General features: G+C 37.4%; 16 protein-coding genes. 8 read left to right on the top strand and 8 right to left on the bottom strand.

Going from position 1 to position 18,221, the window contains the following annotated elements:
- Positions 1–53 precede the first annotated feature (53 nt).
- Positions 54–1,988, top strand: coding sequence for a 30S ribosomal protein S1 (gene rpsA, locus IPO46_03805; protein QQS63726.1), 1,935 nt, complete (start codon positions 54–56; stop codon positions 1,986–1,988).
- A gap of 201 nt (positions 1,989–2,189) precedes the next feature.
- Here rpsA and IPO46_03810 read toward each other — a convergent pair whose 3' ends face one another.
- Both IPO46_03810 and IPO46_03815 read right to left on the bottom strand, forming a co-directional pair.
- Complete coding sequence (locus IPO46_03810; GenBank protein ID QQS63727.1) at positions 2,190–4,547, bottom strand: transglycosylase domain-containing protein; 2,358 nt, start codon at positions 4,545–4,547, stop codon at positions 2,190–2,192.
- 99 nt (positions 4,548–4,646) lie between these two features.
- Complete coding sequence (locus IPO46_03815) at positions 4,647–7,667, bottom strand: hypothetical protein (GenBank protein ID QQS63728.1); 3,021 nt, start codon at positions 7,665–7,667, stop codon at positions 4,647–4,649.
- Positions 7,668–7,851: 184 nt separating this feature from the next.
- Between IPO46_03815 and IPO46_03820 the strand changes: the two genes are divergently transcribed.
- From IPO46_03820 to IPO46_03840, 5 genes are all read left to right on the top strand, one after another.
- Entirely contained in the window at positions 7,852–8,241 is a 390-nt protein-coding gene (locus tag IPO46_03820; GenBank protein QQS63729.1) for a hypothetical protein, read from the top strand.
- 64 nt (positions 8,242–8,305) lie between these two features.
- Positions 8,306–8,710, top strand: a complete 405-nt coding sequence (locus tag IPO46_03825) for a polymer-forming cytoskeletal protein (protein ID QQS63730.1) — start codon at positions 8,306–8,308, stop codon at positions 8,708–8,710.
- Positions 8,703–8,912: a hypothetical protein gene (locus IPO46_03830; protein ID QQS63731.1), complete on the top strand. Its 210-nt coding sequence runs from the start codon at positions 8,703–8,705 to the stop codon at positions 8,910–8,912. The genes IPO46_03825 and IPO46_03830 overlap by 8 nt, the downstream gene beginning before the upstream one ends.
- Positions 8,913–8,916: 4 nt before the next feature.
- Positions 8,917–9,309, top strand: a complete 393-nt coding sequence (locus IPO46_03835; GenBank protein ID QQS63732.1) for a hypothetical protein — start codon at positions 8,917–8,919, stop codon at positions 9,307–9,309.
- Positions 9,302–9,925 (top strand): SprT-like domain-containing protein, encoded by a 624-nt coding sequence (locus tag IPO46_03840; GenBank protein QQS63733.1) that lies wholly within the window; start codon positions 9,302–9,304, stop codon positions 9,923–9,925. Before IPO46_03835 ends, IPO46_03840 begins: the two co-directional genes overlap by 8 nt.
- A gap of 62 nt (positions 9,926–9,987) precedes the next feature.
- Here the strand turns inward: IPO46_03840 and nhaA are convergent, their stop codons facing one another.
- A complete protein-coding gene (nhaA, locus tag IPO46_03845) occupies positions 9,988–11,133 on the bottom strand; it encodes a Na+/H+ antiporter NhaA (GenBank protein ID QQS64314.1) in 1,146 nt (381 codons plus the stop codon).
- Positions 11,134–11,269: 136 nt separating this feature from the next.
- Here nhaA and IPO46_03850 point away from each other — a divergent pair, with 136 nt between their 5' ends.
- Positions 11,270–11,473 carry a dodecin domain-containing protein gene (locus IPO46_03850; GenBank protein QQS63734.1) on the top strand — a complete coding sequence of 68 codons (204 nt, stop codon included), beginning with the start codon at positions 11,270–11,272 and terminating at the stop codon, positions 11,471–11,473.
- Between the two features lie 35 nt (positions 11,474–11,508).
- Here IPO46_03850 and IPO46_03855 read toward each other — a convergent pair whose 3' ends face one another.
- Together IPO46_03855 and IPO46_03860 are read right to left on the bottom strand one after the other, a co-directional pair.
- Complete coding sequence (locus IPO46_03855; protein ID QQS63735.1) at positions 11,509–12,219, bottom strand: YebC/PmpR family DNA-binding transcriptional regulator; 711 nt, start codon at positions 12,217–12,219, stop codon at positions 11,509–11,511.
- Positions 12,220–12,290: 71 nt separating this feature from the next.
- Positions 12,291–14,723 (bottom strand): BamA/TamA family outer membrane protein, encoded by a 2,433-nt coding sequence (locus tag IPO46_03860; GenBank protein ID QQS63736.1) that lies wholly within the window; start codon positions 14,721–14,723, stop codon positions 12,291–12,293.
- A gap of 13 nt (positions 14,724–14,736) precedes the next feature.
- On the opposite strand from IPO46_03860, the gene IPO46_03865 reads away from it, so the two are divergent.
- Entirely contained in the window at positions 14,737–15,483 is a 747-nt protein-coding gene (locus tag IPO46_03865; GenBank protein QQS63737.1) for an RNA methyltransferase, read from the top strand.
- A gap of 54 nt (positions 15,484–15,537) precedes the next feature.
- Here IPO46_03865 and IPO46_03870 read toward each other — a convergent pair whose 3' ends face one another.
- From IPO46_03870 to mltG, 3 genes are all read right to left on the bottom strand, one after another.
- Positions 15,538–16,152 carry a redoxin domain-containing protein gene (locus IPO46_03870; protein ID QQS63738.1) on the bottom strand — a complete coding sequence of 205 codons (615 nt, stop codon included), beginning with the start codon at positions 16,150–16,152 and terminating at the stop codon, positions 15,538–15,540.
- Between the two features lie 81 nt (positions 16,153–16,233).
- A complete protein-coding gene (locus IPO46_03875) occupies positions 16,234–17,175 on the bottom strand; it encodes a YihY/virulence factor BrkB family protein (GenBank protein QQS63739.1) in 942 nt (313 codons plus the stop codon).
- Positions 17,176–17,177: 2 nt separating this feature from the next.
- The gene (gene mltG / locus IPO46_03880) at positions 17,178–18,209 is read right to left on the bottom strand and encodes an endolytic transglycosylase MltG (protein ID QQS63740.1); all 1,032 of its coding nucleotides are present in this window, start codon (positions 18,207–18,209) and stop codon (positions 17,178–17,180) included.
- Between the last annotated feature and the right edge of the window lie 12 nt (positions 18,210–18,221).

Raw genomic sequence — 18,221 nt, forward strand, 5'->3', positions numbered from 1 at the left:
ACCCTAAAAACCTGTACCTTTGCTGCCCCGATTAAAAAACACGGGGATATATTATGTCATTCAATATTATTAAACAATTAAACGCAGAAGAACAGGAGCCAAAAGCTGCCGAAAATGCTGAAGCTACTGCGTCAACAAATGAGCTTGTTCAGGAAACCACTACAACAGAAGCAACACCAGAAACTGCCCATGATGACTTTGACTGGAGCAGGGATAAAAGAAATGTTTCTGCTTATTCGCAGGATGAAAAAGAAAAGTACGACAAAGTTTATGAGTCTACTTTCAGACAAATTAACGATGGTGAAATGATTATGGCAACCATTGAATCATTAACCAAAACCGATGCTGTAGTAAATATTGGGTTTAAAAGCGATGGTTTAATTTCCCTTAATGAATTCAGAGATATACCAGGTGGTGTAAAGGTAGGAGAAGTAGTAGAAGTAATGGTTGTAGAAAAAGAAGACAGGGATGGTAACTTAAACCTTAGCCGTAAATCGGCCCGTATTACCCGTGCTTGGGAAAGAATTGTGGAAGTAAACAAAACCGGCGAAATTGTTACTGGTTGCGTTACCAGCAAAACCAAAGGCGGGCTTATTGTGGATGTATTTGGTTTAGAAACTTTTCTTCCCGGTTCTCAAATAGATGTAAAACCTGTAACCGATTACGATCAGTTTGTGGGTAAAACTATGGAATTTAAAGTTGTAAAAATTAATGAAGCCATTAAGAACGCAGTAGTGAGCCATAAAGCGCTTATAGAAAGCGATATTGAAGCACAAAGGGCAGAAATTATTGGTAAGCTTGAAAAAGGGCAGGTACTTGAAGGAACTATCAAAAACATTACCGACTTTGGTGCGTTTCTTGACCTTGGCGGCTTAGATGGCTTGCTATACATTACTGATATTTCTTGGGGAAGAATTATCCATCCTGCAGAAGTGCTAAAGATGGACCAGAAATTAAATGTGGTGGTATTGGATTTTGATGATGATAAAAAACGCATCAGCCTTGGTTTAAAACAACTCACTCCTCACCCATGGGATACTTTGGCAGAAAACCTTAAAGAAGGTGAAATTATAAAAGGCAAAGTGGTAAATATTGAAGATTACGGCGCTTTTCTTGAAATTAACCCCGGCGTTGAAGGCCTGGTACACGTAAGTGAAATTACCTGGGCAAATACACCAATTAATGCTAAAGAATTCTTTAAAATAGGTGATGAATACGAAGCTAAAGTAGTAACCCTCGATAAAGAAACCCGTAAAATGAGCCTTTCTATTAAGCAATTGACAGAAGACCCATGGAGCACTATAGAAAACAGGTTCCCCGAAGGAAGTAAACACAAAGGCATTGTAAAAAATATTACACCCTATGGTGTATTTGTTGAATTAGCAACAGGTATTGGCGGAATGATTCACATTAGCGATTTAAGCTGGCTGAAACGTTTTAACAACCCTAACGAATATACCAAAGTGGGTAATGAAATTGAAAGCATCATCCTTAGCATTGATAAAGAAGGACGCAAATTACAATTGGGCCATAAACAAATTGAAGAAGATCCCTGGGTAGGTTTGCAGGAAATCTTCACTATTGGTTCTGTACATGAAGGCACTGTAATTAAAAAAGACGATAAAGGCGCTATGGTATTGTTACCATACGGTCTCGAAGGTTATACACCGGCCCGTCATTTAATGAAAGAAGATGGTAAATCTATAGGCATGGATGAAATAGCCAACTTTATGGTTTTAGAATTTGAAAAAGCAGACAAACGCATAGTACTTAGCCATAGCCGCTTGTGGGAGCAGGAAAAAGAAGAAGAAAAACAAGCCCACATTAAAGAAAAGAAAGCCGAAGCTGAAGTAACTAAAAAAGTGGTTAAAAATATCCAAAATAAAGTAGAAAAAGCTACGCTTGGTGACCTTAGCGCTTTAGCAGATATTAAAGCAAAGTTAGATAATGAATCACCTGCTTCAGCAGAAGATAATAAAGAAGCATAGTAAGTGCATTAAAATTTTAAGGATAGCGGATGAAGTTTTTCATCCGCTTTTTTAAGCACTATTTTTAAATAAAACAACTGCTTAAATTGAAAAAGAATTAGTGAAAAAAATTCAATTACAATTATTCGGTCTCCCTCGGGGTATTTGTCATTAAAAAAGGCTGAAACAGTTCAGCCTTAAATCATAAATTATTTAGAAGAATCAATAGTCATTCCCTTTTTCTTCGGGCTTTTTAGGTACTACTTTTTCCTGCTTTTTACTTTCGTTCCCTTTTGCCGGATCTTTACCGGCAGGCATTTTAATTGTATCCTGCTTCGGGGAATTTATGTCATTAGTGCCTTGTGTTTCATCAATGGGTTCTTCATTAAAAAAGTCGCCTCCATCATTTACGCCTGAGTCCACAGTAAGACTGTCGCCCTGGTTCAATAATTCTGCAAACCTGCTGTTATCAGCATAAATAGGATCCATTTTCATTTCCGGCGGTTCATCAAAATCTTTCTTTTTATTATAGTCCAGTTTTTTATCCGCTGCTACTTTACTCATAAAAATTCCCCAGCGTGGGGCGCTCATTTCTGCACCGCCAACATTGTTGGAATAAATTGGAATAAAAGGATCGGCACAGCCAACCCAGGTTCCGGCCAGCAAATCAGGTGTATATCCTATAAACCAGCCATCGGTATAATTATTGGTTGTACCGGTTTTGCCAGCCTTTGCCACCGGTATATTGTAGCTGTTTAAAGAGCGTGCCGTACCCGATTTTACAACTCCTTCCATTAATTTAACCATGGTATAATCATCTACTTCACCTATCACCTGCTTGCTTTGAGCAAGGGGAAATTCAAAAATCAGGTTGCCGTTTTTGTCTTCAATCCGGGTTAAGTAAACAGGCTCGGTATTGTAACCCCTATTAGGGAACATGGTATAAGATTGCAACATTTCTACCATGGGTATTTCTGCAGAACCTAAAGCAATGGATGGATAAGGCGGAAGCTTAGTTTTAATACCGCATTGCTGAGCAAACTCTAAAGTACGCTTTACTCCTATTACAGACATGAGCCTCCATGCAGCAGCATTCTTTGATTGGGCCAGGCAATAGGCCATTGTACCTCCTCCTCCGGAAATAGTTTTGCCGTTTAAGGTTAATGCACCACCCGGTATTACCGTTTCCGGCGTGTAGCCGGCATCGGTAACGGCAAGTGTATAAAGCAATGGCTTAAATGTAGAGCCCACCTGGCGCATGGCCGAAGCATTGTCGTACTTAAACCATTTGTAATCGAACCCTCCCACATAAGCTTTTATTTCACCGGTTTTGGGATCCATTGCCACAAAACTTACCTGCATTAATTGCTTATGATATTTTATAGAATCCAGAGGCGTCATCACAGTATCTTTTTCATGCTTTGGGTTATCCCAGGTAAATATTTTCATGCGTACGGGCTTATCAAATGATTTGCGGATTTGTTCTTCACTTAACCCGGCTTCAAGCATATTTTTCCTGCGCTCAGAATATTTAATACCGTTTTCCATAACTTCGTGATGCTTATCCCATAATTTGCTGATTCTTGCTTTGAGAAAGCCGTTGAGTTTTTTTTGCAGTACCGGCATGTGTTGTAATACGGCTTCTTCGGCATATTTCTGCATTCGGGTATCTATAGTGGTATAAAATTTTAAGCCATCCCGGTATAAATCATAAGGCTCCCCGGTTTTTGGGTTGGTATGTTCTTTACACCATTTTTTTATTACATCAATTAAAGCTCTGCGATAATAAGGGGCAATTCCTATAGCTTCATCAATGGGTTTATAATTGGTAATAAGTGGCCTGGATTTAAGCTTATCGGCATCGGCTTGAGGGAGGTAATGTTGTTTTGCATCAACCATCCGTTGTATTACTGTGTTTCTCCTGTTGAGTGCAGCATCGGGCCGGGATATTGGGTTATAAATAAACCCCTTTAACATACCTACGAGTACGGCGGCCTCTTCTAATTTTAATGCAGAAGGTTCCTTTTGAAAATAGGTCCTGCTGGCATTTCTTATACCGTATAAATTTCCCCATGGCGCCCTGTTGAGGTAAAGTGTTACTATTTCTTCTTTGGTAAAATTTCGTTCCAATCTTACGGCCACAATCCATTCTTTCATTTTATCAATTACTCTCTCTACTACATTTCCTCTTCCCTGCTTCAGTATCATTTTAGCCAACTGTTGGGTAATTGGGCTTCCGCCTCCATCTGTACCTAATTTAAATACAGCCCGGGCTACTGCCTTTGCATCAATACCGGAATGGTCATAAAAATTCTGGTCTTCTGTGGCAATTAATGCATGAATAATATTGGGTGAAATTTCATTGTATTTTACTTCGCTGCGGTTTTCGGCATAATACTTTCCCATAAGCAGGCCATCAGCACTTATGATTTCACTAGCTAGGTCGGCTTCGGGGTTTTCCAGTTCTTTTAATGAGGGCATTTTTCCAAAAACCCCAAAATAGGCTAGGGAAAATATGAAGATTGCAAATAGCAACCCCCAAAAAAAGAAGCGCCACAAAAACTTAACCGAATTTTTCATGTATTAATTTTATTGTATCTCTTGTTACCTGGAACCCGCCCAAAAATTTAATGGCACTTTTCCTTCAGCTACTTAATGTTTAGTACGGCATTAGTATCATCAAAATTTGTTCCCAAAATTGGTATTGAGTAAATTTCTATATGCAGGTATATCTTTATTAATTTTTAAAACAGTTAAATTGGCATCTGAAATTATTAAAAAATAATATTTGGAAGGTTGTAACCAGGAAATTTCAGAAGGTGCGGCTTTTTTTACTTTATCGTAATAGGCTATGGCTTCTGCAGCATTATTAAATGAGGAAAATACCAATAATGCTTTATCGGCATCCAGGGCATCTTTATTTACTGTAATATTCCGGTAATTATAATTTCCCCGGTTATAACGGTTCATGGCATTTTTAGCTTCGTTTACATAAACAGGGTCTACCTTATCCATTATCATAATTACCATTTGTGGTTTTTCTGGCTCAAGTGCAAATGCCCCACTTTTAAATTGTGGTAATATTTTTATTAAAGAATCGGATGTTTGGGGTTTAATAGTGGTGGATGCAATAGTTTTTACAGGTACAACCGCAACCTGCTGAAATGGCTTTTTAGTTTCAACAGGCTGTGCCGTTTCATCACCTACTATAATTTTTTCTTCGTTTGCCCGGGTTACTTCAAGATTGGTAAGATATGTTTCAATTTGTGCCCTACGGCCCAGCACTTCTATAAGGTTGGCAGCTTTAAGTGACAAGGGTGATGTACGGTATAAATTCTGCAGATCGGTTAACACGGCAATAGCAGCGCTGTCTTTTTTTTGTTGTATGAGTTGTACCGCTTCAATGTATAATAATTGGGGTGTCCAATAATTATTTCCATACAAGCTATCTGCTTTTTGCTTAGCTAAAGCTGCACTATCAAACTTACCTTCGATATACAAACTGTAAATATTTTCATACAAAGCAGTTACGGCCGGTTCTTTATAATCGGGGTTTAATGATTGTGGGTTTTGGATAATAGTGTTATACTTTGTAGCTGCATATTTATTGGTAATTATATTTTTGTAATATTCTGCCTTACTGGTCATACCCAATTTGGTATAGCAATAGTATAAACCAAAATAAGCATCTGCTTCCTTATCATTATTTTTAAACCTTTCCAGGAACTCGATATAGGCAATTACCGCTTGTTCATAATCCATCAATTCATTTTGAAAAATAGTAGCAATAGCCAAAAGATTTGAAGCAATAATACTGTTGCTGGTATCTTTTTGGGCCTGGCTTAGCGGAAGGCTGGCCATCATGCCTTCGTAACTATAATTCGCTTCTTTTGCTGCCTGTATCGTTACTTCATCTTCACTTCCCGGGGGCAGCGGTTCATCGGGATTGTTATTATTTTGAGCAGCCAATTTTTGCTTGGCTAACAATTCAATAGCTGCTTTTCTTCTCCAGTTATCTACGTTTTCCCTTTTTCCCCAAAGCGATTTAAACTCAGATGATCCCCGGCTTTTTGCACTTGCATCTGAAAAGTACCAGGTAGCTCCGTCTTTGGCGCTTTTGTCTTTCCTGTCTTTTTCAAACATATCGCCCTGTTTATCCTTATCATTTTTAAATTCGATAGGCGTAAAGGCAACATTTTCTTCTACGTATTTTTTCCCCTGGAGTTTGCGGTACTTTTTAGCCAGTTCCTTTACAAAATCATCTCTTTCTTTTTCTGGCAAGGAGGCTATTTTCATTAAGCTATCTTCCCTTTCCATTGTGGTATAATACTGTACCAGCTTATGCAAAACTTTTCTTTTGGCTTCAATATCCACTGCTACATCGGCCATATCCGGGTCGCTTAGTTGAAGGCTGTCGTAATAACCCGATGCATCCCGGTAACGTTTTTGGCTGTAAGCAATATCGCCCAACGAAAGAAAAGATTTATTTTTATAGGCTAGCCTGTCTTCGGGCGAAAACTTTGTTCCTTTTTCAAACAAAGTAATAGCATTTGCCGTATCTGGCTTTTGCATGGCGAGTACGGCTGCTGAATAGAAAAGGATATCCCGGTAATTTGCATACTTATCTTTCCTGGTCATTCTTACTAAATTGGCAATTACATTATTCAGTTCTTTAAAATCGCCCTTTTTCTCGAGCATTTTAGCGCTGTTCAATTGGGCATAAATATCCATTACAGGATTGGTGGTATGCCTGGATGCTTTTGCATAAAAATTTTTTGCCAAATCAAAACTTCCCTTCATTTCGTACAACTGTGCCAGTAAATATTCCCAGCGGCTTTTATCCTGCCTGGTATCGGCATTGGATAATGCCAATGAAAGATGGTTGGCTGCACTATCATAATTTTCCTGTGCAAAAAACCAGTAAGCAGTAACTTCTTCCAGGTTGTTCTTTAACCGGGCGGGCAGATTTTTATCGTTTTGTAAAATATTTATAAGCCCTGCTGCATCTCCGTATTCTCCAGCCTCGGTGTAAGTACGCACCAGCCATATTAAAGCATCGTTTCTGCTTGGCGGCAGTGTAAATGCCCGCTGAATTACATTGCGTTTTTCCTTATCGGCAATACTAAGCCCCATACCCGGCGTATTATTGGTGCCAATAACTTTGGTATCATCATCGTTTTTCTTTTTACGGGGAAAGAGGTTGTAATTAATAAACTGGAACACCTTGGTAGCCGAGTCAAAATCTTTTTTAAGAAAATAAGATTTGCCCATTAGCAAATAAAAATTATCAACCCAATCTGTTCTTAAATCATGCAATAAAATGCCTGCGGTGCATTTATAAATTACCGAATCCAGTTCGGTTTTTTGTTGTGCAGTAACATCGAGGCTGTAAGGATAAAAAGGAAGCAACCTGGCATAATCATCTTTATGGCCGTATTTGGCCTGGTCTATCACCGCATTTAATTTATTATTGGCATTAAAATAATAATTAAAATGAGAAACAGTATTTTGTATAATGCGCCGGGTTACAGTAAATTTCTTATCGGCAGTTTTTTCAGAGCCCAATTTTTTGTTTTCATATTCTTCTGGCTTTTTTTCTTTGCCAAAGGGGTCAATTGTCCAACCGGGTTGTGCAATGGAAAGATGCCATAAAAAAGCAAAACAAAGGGAACAAAAAATACGGCTCAATGGTTTCAACATGTTTAATTACGGTTAGATATAACCTTAAATATCGGCTTAAAAATAAGAATAGCCAAAATTAAGCTCTAATGTATGAAAATCATTAGTTTGCCGGGCTAAAATATGTTAAAAACAAAGAGACAGCTTGTTTGAATATTCCGCATTACCATAGCAATTGATTAATTTTAAGCTGATTTATAAAACTATGGATACCAACACTACATTAAAAAGACTAAGAAATAAGTACCGTTTGATAATTATGAACGAGGATACTTATGAAGAAGTAGTTAAATTTAAATTATCCCGCTGGAGTGTTTATACAGCCCTAAGCGTAATATTTGTGCTTTTGGTGGCATTAACTACTGCCCTTATTATTTTTACGCCGTTAAAATACTATTTACCCGGCGTAGGCCTGGGCAATGCAAAACAAATTAAAGAATACAGGGAGCTAAAGATGCGTACCGATTCTATGGAACAATCGCTAAAGCTACAGCACCAGTACCTTGAAGATCTTCAAAAAGTATTAAGTGGAAAAGATATTAAGCTGGATACCAATAAATTAGCCTTGCCTAAAGTGGAAAATTCCGACGATTAAGAATAAAATTGAAACGGCAACGTTAACAATTTATTCTATCACTTTAAAACTACCAATATTTACTATGTTTACCTCAAAATCAAAATCTTCGCCGGAAGAAAATGCAGGTTGCAGCATTATTGCACAGGGAACCATAATTACAGGGGATATTGAAAGCAATGGCGATATAAGGCTTGATGGTTTAATTAAAGGCAATATACGCAGCAAAGCAAGGATTATTATTGGCGCCAATGCATTAGTTGAAGGAAATGTGCATAGCAAAGATGCCGATATTTTTGGCCATGTAAAAGGCAATTTAAATATTGCTGAATTGCTGCAATTAAAAAACCTGGCCATAATTGATGGCGACATTAATACCGGTAAATTACAAATGGAACATACGGTAAGTTTCAATGGACAGTGCAAAATGGGCGCCAATGTGGTAGAACTAAATTCGTCAACAGGCTTACCTGTGGCCGTAAATGAATAAAAAAAACAATAACGCTTTATTGTGGAAATATTTAAGCCTGGGCACACAAATTATTGTGGCCCTTGGCGCTGCAGTTTATTTTGGTTTAAAAATAGACCATTGGCTAAATTTTAAAATGCCATTAGCCGTTTGGGTGCTACCTTTGTTCATTATTACCCTTTTAATTTATAAAGTAATAAAAGATACAGCACCCAAAAAATAATAAAATGGATTTCAGAAAGCGGATTTTTTTACCTTTTTTAATTGTATTTTCTTTTTTTACCCTGCTCATATTTTTTCTTTGGGGCTCAATTGAAAAATGGGGCTTGCAGAAAAATATTTTAATACTTGCCAATGTATTTTTCCTGATTTTATCCTTACTGGTATTTTTTATCCAGAAGAAAAGCCTTCATGCCCCAAATCCCCATCAATTTATACGCAGCACCATTACGGGTATGATGTTGAAAATGTTTTTAACCGTTGCTGCAATACTGGTTTATTATTTTGTAACCGAAAAATTCAGCAGCCTTTCCGTAGTTGCAGCCATGCTGATGTACCTTTTTTATCTTTTTGCAGAAATAAAAACCTTACTGAAATTGAACCGCAAACCCAATGCCTAAAGAAGAGCATCCATTTTCTGCGCTGGCATCTTACCTGCCCCAGGGCAGTTTTAATATGGTAATGCATTATATTACCCAATACAAAGTGCAACTTACTATTACCAAAAGCCGCAAAACCATACTTGGCGATTACCGCCACGCAACAAACCATAAAGGCCACCGTATAAGTGTAAACGGCAATTTGAACAGCTATTCATTTCTCATAACCATATTGCATGAGCTTGCGCACCTGTTTACTTTTGAGCGCTACGGCAACCGGGTTGCTTCGCATGGTAAAGAATGGAAAAATGAATTTAGGAATATTTTATCCGAATTTATTCAACAAAAATTTTTTCCGGAAGAAATTGAAAGTGCCCTTTTACAATCGCAGCACAACCCAGCTGCCAGCAGTTGCGCTGATACCCACCTGATGCGTGTATTAAATAAATACGATATAAAAAAAGACAATCATTTTTTTGTGGAGCAACTGCCCAATAATGCATTATTTACCACCAGCGACAAACGGATTTTTCAAAAAGGGCCAAGGATACGAACAAGATATAAATGTTTTGAACCTGCTACAAAAAAATACTATTTATTTAGCGCCGTTTATGAAGTAAAAATTGTTGAGGCCTGACGTGCTTTTTACAATTTCCTTTTCCCTGTCAAATATTTTCTTCGAATTACCACTACAGTAAATTAATTTTTTGCTTTGTGCCTCAAAATAAATTGCAGCATTAAATATCCTAAAACGCCTGCAACGAGGGAGCTTATTAAAATAGCCAATTTAGCTTTGTTGACTATTTCCACGTTATCAAATGCCAGTAGCGTAATAAAAATAGACATGGTAAAACCAATGCCGCCTAAAATGCCAGCGCCAAAAATACTTTTCCAATTCAGGTCCTTCGGCATTTTACCTATACCGGATTTTACTGCAATAACACTCAACAAAAAAATACCAACGGGTTTACCCAATAGTAAGCCGGCAGCTATACCTATGCTATAATCCAAAGTAAAAAGGTTTGCAATACTACCCTTTAGTACAATTGCCGTATTGGCAAGTACAAAAATAGGTACAATGAAAAAAGCCACAGGTTTATGCAAAAAATGTTGCAAAATATAAGAGCTGGATTGTGGCTTACCATTTCCAAAAGGTATTGCAAAAGCAAGTAAAATTCCGGCAATAGTTGCATGTACGCCAGAATTGAGCATAAAATACCACATGGCCACGCCACCAATTAAATAAGGAACAAGGTTGCGTATTTTTAAACGGTTCATTATTAAAAGTGAACCAAAAATGCCCAATGCCAGCAACAGGTTAACCAATGAAATAGTTTTACTGTAAAAAAATGCAATTACTAAAATTGCACCAATATCATCAATTACGGCAAGAGCTGTTAAAAAAATTTTTAATGATGTGGGCACCTTGTTTCCCAATAAAGAGAGCACACCAAGCGCAAATGCAATATCGGTAGCCATGGGAATACCAGCACCTGCCTGGGTTTCTGTACCGTAGTTAAAAAATAAAAAAAATGCCGCAGGTACAATCATGCCGCCAATAGCACCAAATACAGGCAACATGGCATTTTTATAATTCGATAATTCGCCCTTGTAAACTTCTCGCTCCAGCTCAAGGCCAATCAATAAAAAGAAAACGGTCATTAAGCCGTCGTTCACCCAATATTCTATATTATGCCCGGCAAAAGGCATTTGCCAAAAATTATGATAGGCATTGCCCATACTGCTGTTGGCTATAAGCAGTGAAATAATGGTACAAAAAATAATCAGCAGCCCACCGGCTTTTTCACTATTAAAAAACTCTTTAAATAACCGGGTTGGCTTTATCAATTAAATTTATTTTTATTATTACCCAATAAACTGAAAAACTACAAAAAAAATTAAAGCAAAAAAGGGGTTATCTTTAATTCGGCATAATATATGCAATATATTTATAAAATTTTTTACCCAAAAAATCTAGATTATGGCTATTGTAAAAGTTGTAGAAGTAATTTCATCGTCCAGTAAAGGGGTTGATGATGCAATTCAAATTGCAGTAAAAGAAGCTTCAAAAACCATCAGGAACATAGACTCTGTTTATGTAAAAGATATTAAAGCACACGTAAAAGATGGTAAGGTTACCACTTTTGGAGTGGTATGCAAAATTTCTTTTCGTGTAGATGAATAAGGATAAATAAAAAGCCCAGGAAAAACCGGGTTTTTTTATTTAAGGTTATGGTAAACTTTTTGTACATCTTCATCCTGCTCTAATTTATCTACCAGTTTTAATACTTCATTAGAACCTTCTTCGCTCAGTTCTACAGTATTTACCGGTATCCGGGTAAGCTCGGCAGTTATTACTTCAATATTTTTTTCTTCAAGTGCTTTATTCATGTGGCCAAATTCATTATAAGCCGTGCGGATAATAATATTCCCTTCGCTGTTTTCGCCAATTTCTTCCAGGCCATAATCAATTAATTCCAGTTCAAGCTCTTCAATATTTTGTCCTGAATTTTTAATTTTAAATTCGCCCATACGGTTAAACGTATAAGCTACGCTTCCGCTTGTTCCCAATGAGCCATTTCCTTTTGTAAAATGCATCCGCACATTAGCAACGGTTCTAGTAGGGTTGTCGGTAGCTGTTTCTATCATAAGTGCTACGCCATGCGGTGCGTAACCTTCATAAGTTATTTCTTCATAATTGCTGGTATCTTTACCCATTGCCCTTTTAATAGCCGCTTCTACCCTGTCTTTGGGCATATTACAAGCTTTGGCATTAAGGTAGCATCTTCTTAATGCAGGGTTATTATCCGGGTCGGGGCCACTGGCTTTTACAGCAATGGCAATTTCTTTTCCAATACGGGTAAAATCTTTGGCCATTTTGTCCCATCGGGCAAACATGGCGCCTTTTCTTACTTCAAATATCCTTCCCATAATTAAATTTAGATTGATGTGAGGGTAGCAAATTTACAAAAAATGAATGTATGTAACAAAGTGCAATATCATTAAAAGGCATAATTGATACCAATGGAAAAATTAAAATTTTCATACCGCCATTGCCGGTACTTTCCGGAAAAAAGTTTTGGGATTATATCATTAAAACTGAGTGAAGGCAACTTCCATCCATCATTGAAATAGCTTGTTTCCGGGCGTTTCACTCTAAAACCAAAATCGAGACGCAGCACCACATAATTAAAATCGAGGCGCAAACCCGTACCAGCCGACAAACCTATTTCCCTGTACAGGTTTTTAAGTTTAAACTGTCCGGTATCCGATGTAATTCCATTATTTACAGAGGGTCTCCAGTTCCATATATTGCCTGCATCGGCAAATACAGCACCACGGAGTATAAGTGTATTGGGAATTATTTTTGCAATATCATACCGGTATTCTACATTGGCCTCAAGCTTTATATCTCCTGTACGTTCGTTAAAAATATTTTTTTGATATGGTTTTAAAGGCTGCGAACCCAACCCAACTCCCCTTACCGGCCAGCCCCTTAAACTGGTGCTTCCGCCGCCAAAATATTGTTTGAAAAAGGGCAGTGTAGTATCTTTTTTTGACAAGGGAATGCCCACGCCACCAAAAAAGTGAAATGCCAAAACCGTTTTTTTGTAACTAACCGTGTAATGATATTCCACATCGGTTTTAATATATTTTTTCTTGTATTTATTAAGAAAGGGCAATAAGCCCCAGGTAAGACCAGATTCTTCAACGTTCCATTTAATTGTTCTTTCTTTACCTGTGCTACGCAAATGCCGTGGATTAAAAAAAGATTTTGACCAGCTAAGGCCCATGCCGCCTGCAAATGCTGTATTATATGAGTAACGTAAAAAAGGGTTGTCTTTTAAAATATTCCTGAAACTATCACTTTCATTAAACAGGTAATTAAATTCTGCAATTACCGGCCTGAAAACCCATTTTGCACCCTCTTTATTTATTTTGCTGGTACCAATGCTTAAATCAACCGATTGCAGGTTGAACAATTGCAACCTGTTGGCATAAGCTATAGAAGTGTTGAAAAAAGTTTCACCGGCTTTATACCTTCCTCTTCTGCCAGTAATATTTTTATCTTTTGATGGAAATAAATTTATTATCCTGGGTATGATGATGCTATTGCTGTAACGAAATTCATTGGAGTTGATGAGATTGGTGGTATTGCTCCTGGCATTGTTATTAAACTCCACACCGGAGTGGAGGCTATGCGTCATGTGTATGGCTTCCCTGGCAATATTTCTGTTTACAAAAGATAAGTTACCCGATAAGCCAAACTGGCTACCGCCTATTGCATTGGCCTGGTTGGTAACGGCAGAGTAACTGGTTTCCAATGTAGCTTCAAAACCAAATTTTTTTATGGGGATGAGCTCTACAATTAAATCTAATTTATTGGATTGTGGATGTTCCACAATTTGGATATTTACACTTTGCCACATACCGGCTTTTGCCAGGTTGGTCAATGTTTGGTAATAGTCATTTTGGCGAAACACTTCTCCCCGTTTGAATAAAATATTTCGGGCAATAAACCCTATACGTAAAAATTGCTGGTGATAGCGCAAAATAAAGTTGCCCGAAGCGGTGGTTCGCTGGTTAATATTTACTGTATCGATTAAATTATCGCCAGGTACATAATCTATTAAAAGAAAAATTTTATCTATAAAATATTTTTCAAGTTTGCTGCTGTCTTCAGGCGGATTTAAAATAAGGGCAAGTTTAATTTTAGGAGAGTCTTTCAATGCCTGTGCCTGGGCCAGCAATTCCAGTTGCTCAAAAGGGTCATCGCTTACAGTAGTTAATGCTGCAATTGTGGTGTCTCCCCTTACTTTTAATTCTGCTGCGGTAAATTTATAATACCCGTTATTTCTAAAAGTATCTACCAGCCGGTTAATTTCGCCCATTACAGCCGATTTTGTAATGGGTAACCCCTTTGCCAATAAACTATTGGGCTTAGATGCCATTGCAAACTGTTGTAACTCCGGCAATTGCAGCTGGTACCCAATAGTATCTATTAAAGTTCTTTTACCGGCATTAATGGTATAATGAACCTTTACTTTTCTACCGGAGGTATCAGCTTTATAAGCTGCCTGTGCATCGTAAAAGCCTAAGTGAAAAAGCGATGCTTCCATGTTATTTGCCGACAGGGAAGAGTAGATAGTATCATAAGCCGGCGGTGCAGAAATTATATCAAGAAAAAAAATAGGTGATTTTATTTTTACCTGTGCGCTGTCATCTAACTGGGTGTATAACTTTTCTTCAATAAACTCTTTTTCGCCTTTTGTTAATTTATCATCCGAAACTTTAATGGTATTTTTGGCAACAAAGGGTTTATTTAAAGGCAGTTTTTTGTAACGGGTGATAGTGCAGGAGAAAAGCAATACAGCAACAAGTAAAAAAAAATTTAACCTGGCGATTATTTTAAAAGGATACTCCTTTAATTTCATACAATTATTACAAATGTTAAGCAAAAGCACTGCCAAATATATTCAAAGTTTACAGCACAAAAAATTTAGAGATGAAACGGGCTGCTTTGTGGCGGAAGGCCCAAAACTGGTTGCAGAATTTTTAAATGAAAATAATTTTACATGTACATCGGTTTTTGCCCTGCAAAACTGGGTTGATGAAAATGCCGGAAAACCGGGTTTTAAAAGCGCCGGGAGCATAACCATTATTGAAGCATTTGAGCTGGAAAAAATTTCGGCAATGCCTGCACCCAACCAGGTTTTAGCCGTTTTTGAAAAAGTTTCCAGCAATGAAAACCCTGATCTTACGCAAAAAATTTCTTTGGCTTTAGATGAAATACAGGATCCGGGAAACCTGGGAACGATTATCCGCACTGCCGATTGGTTTGGCATTAGAAATATCATTTGTTCACAACATTCAGCAGATATGTACAACCCCAAAGTTGTACAAAGTACCATGGCAAGCCTTGGAAGGGTGAATATTATTTATACCAGTTTAGTTGATTTTTTAAAAAAATCTCCTGTTAAAAAATATGCCACGGTATTAAATGGTCAGCCCTTGCAACAAATAAAACCAATACAGGAAGGCATAATTATCGTGGGTAATGAATCTAAAGGCATAAGCAATGAAATTTTAAGCTTATGTGATAAACAAATCACCATAGAGCGCACAGGTAGTGCAGAATCGCTTAACGCAGCGGTATCAGCAGCAATTATTTTGTACCGGCTGCTCCATAAGTAAAAAAATAAAAACCCCGGAAAACTTCCAGGGTTTCAAATTTTTTTTTGATAATTATTAATTGCTCATTAACCGGTTAATGGCACAACCTGTAACCGGGCTTTCGGTAACAGAAACCGGCTTGTTGGCAGAAACTGCTGAAAGCGCCTCCAAAAGATGCTTATGTGTTACAGCGCCAGATTCATTCAAATTGTTATCAATTGCACCATGGTAAACCAGGGTCATATTTTTATCAAAGAGAAAAATCTCCGGTGTAAAGTTGGCGCCAAATGCATTGGCCAAAGCATTTTTTGCATCTAAAACATAACTCCAATCGTATTTATTGGCATTAAAGTAAGCTTTCATAGCATCATAACTTTCAGTACCATTTCTTTGGGCTTCATTACTGTTTACAAATACTACACCTATATTATTTTTTTGGGCAAACTCTGCTGCATCCAAAGTGCGGCTTTTAATTTTTTCTACAGCTAAACAATTGTTACTGCTGAACATTACCAAAACGCCATTTTCTCTGGCCTCTTGTTTTACCGATGTAAAATAGCCGGTTTTCACATTGGCCATTTGGTAATCGGCCATTGGTAATCTTGCGCCAATAGGCAATGTTTCACTGGTAACAAAAGCAAAAGAAAATACTAAAGCCAAAGGAGCAAGTATAAAAAATATTTTTTTCATTATAAACAGTTTATTAGTAAAAGAGGGATAAAGTTAACAAAAAAAATATTACCGGTAAATTTATTGTAAAAACATTGTAAATCAGGTATTTACTACCCTTTTTGCTGATATTTCTTTTAAGGAATTGATACTTACATTGAGCTCAAAACCCAGCAATAAAGCCAGGGAATTAATAAAAATTAAAGCCATCACCATCATTATGGTACCTATGGAACCATACAAGGCATTATAAGCGGCAAAGTGCGAAACAAAATAAGAAAAACCCAGGGTAGCCAAAAGGCAAAGGCTGGTAGAAAATATTACGCCGGGAGAAATAAATTTCCATCTTTTTTTTATGGCCGGCGCATACCTAAAAATAAACCCGATGGCTAAAAACAATAAGATGATGATAAAGGTCCATCGGCTATAAATAATTATATTTTTAAGGTGAACATTTTTAACCAGCAGGTTGAGCAACTGGCCTTGTAGTATGAGCAATAAAAAATATGCAAGCAATAATCCAAATAACACAAAAGTTAACCTTATGGCAATAATCCTGTTGTGCAGGCCTTTTCTTTTACTAAAGCCCATATAAGTGTTTTTATTAAACGACCGCAATACGCCCATCATTCCATTTGATGCAAAAAATAAAGAGAGCAAAAGACCAAAAGAAATAAGGCCGAATTTATTTGCCGCCAAAAAACTATCTACAAATTCTATTACTCCTTTATTGTAAGTATAGGATGGAATGATATCTCGTATCAACCTGTGCAGCTGGATTTTAATAACCCGTTTGGATATAAAAGGCAAATTGGGCAACAGGGTAAGTAAAAAAAGTAACGATGGCGGAAGCGACATTACAAAATTGAAAGAAACCGCAGATGCCCTTTCCATAATATTGTAATGGGTAAGTTGCCTGCGAAAAAAGTTAAGTACATCATATAGCGCTACACCTTCAAAGCCCGGCGGGTACCAGTTTTTACTTTTTTGCAACAACCAGGGAATGGGTGTTAAGTTGAGTAATATGCGTTGTATGCGGAGCAAAGTTATTGAGCAGGTTTATTTTGTTTGCTCAAAAATAAACTATCCAATGCTTTTTGATAAGCCTTTGCATAAATTAAATGTTGCTGGTAGGTTTCGGCAAAATTGCTGTAGCCGCTAAAATCGGGCCTGGCAACAAAAAAAATGTAATTGGTTTCCGGCGCATTGAGCACGGCATCAATTGTAGATGCAGACGCTGTACAAATTGGCCCCGGCGGAAAACCGCTATTGCGATAAGTATTATAAGGAGAGAGATAATCCAGGTGCTTATGCAACACCCTTTTTAATGCAAAATTTCGCATCGCAAATTTTACGGTTGGGTCGGCTTCAAGCCGCATATTTTTGGCAACCCTGTTTATATATACGCTTGCAATAAGGCCTTTATCTTCCTGTTTATTAGTTTCTTCTTCTACAATACTGGCAATGGTATATACCTGTTGAGGGCTTAGATTTTTATTTTTTGCTTTTTGCCTTCGCTCCTCCGTCCAAAATTTATCTTCCTCTGATTTCAGGCGTTGAAAAATTTTATTGAAAGGGGTATTCCATTTTATGCTGTAGGTATTGGGTATTATGGCAGTCATCACTGTATTGGTATCTAAATGAAATTTTGCCAAAGAATCGTTGCTTAATAAAAACCGGATGGCGGTTGTAGAATCGGTTTCAAAATAACGGGCCACTCTTGCGGCAAGGTCTTCTTTGGTACGTAATTTTGTAATTACAAAATTTACCGGCGCCTGCCAGCCACGTTTAAGTGTTTTTAAAAGGTTAATTAAGTTGCTGCCATTTTTAATTTCGTAGCGGCCGGGTTTTATATTTTTGGCATAATTTACCCTTTTGGAAACTTTATTGAACCAAAATGCGGTTTTAATAATTTTTTTATCCAGTAAGGCCTGTTTAACCTCATCATAAGATGCGCCGGTTTTAATATAAAAATATTTTCCTTCGGGTGAAGAAACCGATGGCCCATAAAGGTTCCAGCCAATATATGCACCAAAGCCCAGCATACATAAAAATAAAAATGCTAATATTTTTTTCATTACTACGGTATT

Source organism: Chitinophagaceae bacterium (genome assembly GCA_016699815.1).
Lineage (GTDB): Bacteria > Bacteroidota > Bacteroidia > Chitinophagales > Chitinophagaceae > Ferruginibacter.